The organism is Mesorhizobium sp. M4A.F.Ca.ET.090.04.2.1, from assembly GCF_003999085.1.
Taxonomy (GTDB): domain Bacteria; phylum Pseudomonadota; class Alphaproteobacteria; order Rhizobiales; family Rhizobiaceae; genus Mesorhizobium.
This window is the reverse complement of sequence record NZ_RZOT01000613.1, coordinates 1-3,340: the sequence shown is the minus strand read 5'-3', so window position 1 is coordinate 3,340 and position 3,340 is coordinate 1. Positions and strand designations below refer to the sequence as shown.

General features: G+C 66.7%; 2 protein-coding genes and 1 pseudogene. All 3 read right to left on the bottom strand.

The window, feature by feature from the left end:
- Nucleotides 1–585 (bottom strand): annotated as a pseudogene (locus EN781_RS29120) (exo-alpha-sialidase); the annotation flags it as partial.
- Nucleotides 586–749: 164 nt separating this feature from the next.
- Nucleotides 750–1,763 carry an ABC transporter permease gene (locus tag EN781_RS29115; RefSeq protein ID WP_127400575.1) on the bottom strand — a complete coding sequence of 338 codons (1,014 nt, stop codon included), beginning with the start codon at nucleotides 1,761–1,763 and terminating at the stop codon, nucleotides 750–752.
- Entirely contained in the window at nucleotides 1,760–3,292 is a 1,533-nt protein-coding gene (locus EN781_RS29110) for a sugar ABC transporter ATP-binding protein (RefSeq protein ID WP_126054361.1), read from the bottom strand. The genes EN781_RS29115 and EN781_RS29110 overlap by 4 nt, the downstream gene beginning before the upstream one ends.
- Between the last annotated feature and the right edge of the window lie 48 nt (nucleotides 3,293–3,340).

Below are 3,340 nucleotides of genomic sequence, written 5' to 3'. Positions count from 1 at the left end.
GTTTTGTCCTTCGGGGAGGAAGTCGGCGCGGGTGCCGCGGTTGCGCGACTCCCACGTCTGGCCGCCGTCCCAGGTGTAGAACACGCCCGCGGACGAGATGCCCACCCAGATCTGCTCCTTGTCCCTGGGGTGCGTGACGATGGAATGAAGGATGAGGCCGGCGCCTCCCGGGGTCCAGTCCTTGCGGCTTGGGTGACGCTGCAGGCCCTCGATGTGGCTCCAGGTGGCGCCGTCGTCGTCGGAGCGAAACAGGCCGGCCGGCTGCACGCCGGCATAGAGGCTGCCGTTGCGCCTGGCGAGGCTCCATACCGCTTTGATCGGTTCCTCGCCAGCCTCGTAGGCCAAGCCCTCGCTGGAATGCGTCCAGGTCTCGCCAAGGTCGTCCGACTTCCAGACCGCCGGACCGAACCACTCGTTGCCGCCGGCGCCGTAGATCGCGCCGGTCTCGGGGTCGCCGACGACATGGTTCATAGGCCAGTGCTCGCAAAACGGACCGCGCAGCTTCCACGACCCGCGCTTGCCATTGCTCTCGGCGATGAAGGCGCCTTTTTTCGTGCCGATGAGGACCAGGACTTTTTCCGGCATTTTCTCCTCCCGTTGCATACCTACCATCAAGGACGGCGGAGCGCGGGCCTAGCCGACAGGGTCAGAGACTTTTTTGCAGTCTAACCCCGTCGAGGCCAAAGTGAGAAGATATGCCGCCGCAATTGCGGACGGAAAACCGCAACACACTTTTCCTGGAATGGCTCTCAACGCTTCTTTCCGAGGCCGAAGGTCGCCGCCAGCGCGCCGACCAGCACGACACCCTTGACGAAGTCCTGCGTGTAATAGGGGGCATTCAGCATGGTGAGGCCGTTGAGCAGCACGCCGACGAAGATGGCGCCGACGACGGTGCCGATCACATGCGGGCGGCGCTTGTCGAGCACGGCATAGCCGATCAACGAGGCGGCGACGGCGTCGAGCAGCAGCGAGTTGCCGGCCGAGACGTCGCCGCGGCCGACGCGCGAGGCGACGATGAGCCCGCCGAGCGATGCCAGCGCGCCCGAAATGACATAGGCCGAGAGGCGGTAGGCCTTGGTCGGCGCGCCGGAAAGATGCGCGGCCGTCTCGTTGCCGCCGATGGCGTAAAAGACGCGGCCCCAGCGCGTGCGCTCCATCAAGAACCAGGCAAGGAACGCGACGACCGCCATCACCACGACCGACATCGGAACCAGGTCGAAGAGCCGCGAGCGCCCGAGGATCAGGAAAGCCGGATCGTAGGCGCCGGGCACCGTCGAGCCGTCGGGAAGCACCATGCCGGCGGTGATCGAGCGGCCGCCAGTCGGGATCAGCTGCAGGCCAGCGAGCAGGAACATGGTCGCGAGCGTGGCGAGAAGATCCGGGACGCCGACGCGCACAATCAGCAGTCCGTTGGCCAGGCCGATCAAGGCGCCCATCAGCAGCACCAGCGCGATCGTCCCGGCGGCGTCCATCTGCCAGACGACCATGGCATAGCTCGCCGCCATCACCGAGGAGGCGGCGACGCTACCGACCGAAAGATCGAATCCATCCGCCGCCATGGTGATCGACACGCCAACGCCGAGGATGGCGACCACCGAAACCGCCTGCAGGATCGAGAACAGATTGGCCGAGCGGATGAAGGCCGGCTGCACATGCCAGAAGCCGATGACCATCAGGGCAAGCAGGACGAAGAGCGCGAATCGGCGGATCTCGCGCAGAAGCGAAGGACGTGGCGCGGCATGCGTTGTGGTCAGTTCGGTCATCTCGGGTCTCCGGCGGTCTCCTCTCCCTCGACCTTGTCGATCCGGTCGGTGAGCGAGCCATGGCCGTCTTCGGCCATATGAAGGGAATGGTTGCGCATGACGAGGATGCGGTCGGCAACCTCCAGCGCTTCCTCGGTATCGCTGGTCGCGATCAGGGTCGCCGAGCCGCTCTGGCTGCCGCGGATGGCGGCGATCAGGTCGGCGCGCGCGCCGACATCGACGCCTTGGAACGGTTCGTCGAGCAAGAGCAGCCGGCAAGGTGCCGCCTGCCAGCGGGCGAGCACGACCTTCTGCTGGTTGCCGCCGGAAAGTTCGTCCAACGTGTCGTCCGGTCCGCGCGCCTTGATGCCAAGCCGCACTATCGCCTCGGCGGAAACCTTTCGCTCGCGCTGGGTCCTGAGCAGGCCGCCTGGAAACCAGCGGCTGAGATGCGGCAGGGCGATGGTGCCGGCGATGGTGGCGCCGGGAACTTCCGGAGGCAGCAGCGATGATTGCCAGCGATCCTCGGCGGCCATGAAGACGCCCTTCTGGATCGACTGTCCTGGCCCGTTCGAAAGCCAGGGTTTTCCGTCGATCTCGAAATTGCCTTCGGCAAGGATTTCGAGGCCAAACAGCACGCGCAGCAGCCGGCTCTTGCCGGAACCAAGCGTGCCGATGATGGCGACGACCTCGCCCGAGCGGAGATCGAGGTCGAAGGGCTCGGCGCCAGCGACCAGCCTGGCACCCTTGACCGACAGGATCACCGGCGCGGTCGACGCCTTGTCGCGACGGGTGGCAGCTTCCAGCGGCCGGCCGATCATTGCGGCCACCGCCGCCGGGAAATCGATCGGCCTGGCAAAGGCGCCGACAATGCGGCCGCCGCGCATTACGACGGCGCGGTCGGCGATCGCGGCGAGATCGCCGAGCCGGTGCGAAATGTAGAGCACCGCCATGCCGCTTGCGCGCAACCGCCGGATGACGGCGAACAGCCGCTCGGCTTCGGTGGTCGAAAGGCTCGATGTCGGCTCATCGAGGATCAGGACGGAGGCGCTCGCGGCGACGGCACGGGCGATTGCAATCAATTGCCGCTCCGCCGGGCGAAGGTCGATGAAGTCGCGGTCGAGCGCCAGGTCGAGATCGATCAGTGCCGCGATCTCCTTCGCGCGCTTGCGGATCGACCTGTTCGAGACGAGAAAACGCCCGCCCGGGCTGCAAAGCTCGTCGAGCACAAGATTCTCGGCGACCGTCAGCCCGGGAGCACCCGCCTGGTCGGTTGCCTGATGCACCGTCGCGATGCCGGCGGCCTTGGCGGCGCTGGGCGAGGCGAAGGCAACGGCCCTGCCGTCCAGCATGATCGTGCCCGCATCGGGCGTGTACGAACCCGACAGGATCTTCACCAAGGTCGATTTGCCGGCGCCGTTGGCGCCCATCAGCGCCACGACCTCGCCGGGGGCGACGTCAAGGTCGGCGCCAGCGAGCGCGCGTGTCGGCCCGAAGGACTTTTCGATGCCGGTAACGGAGACGGCTATGGCTGAGGCGGCTTGTGGCAAGGTGCGTGAGCTTCGGGCTGATGGCGGTGCGCTGGGGGCGGAGGGTGA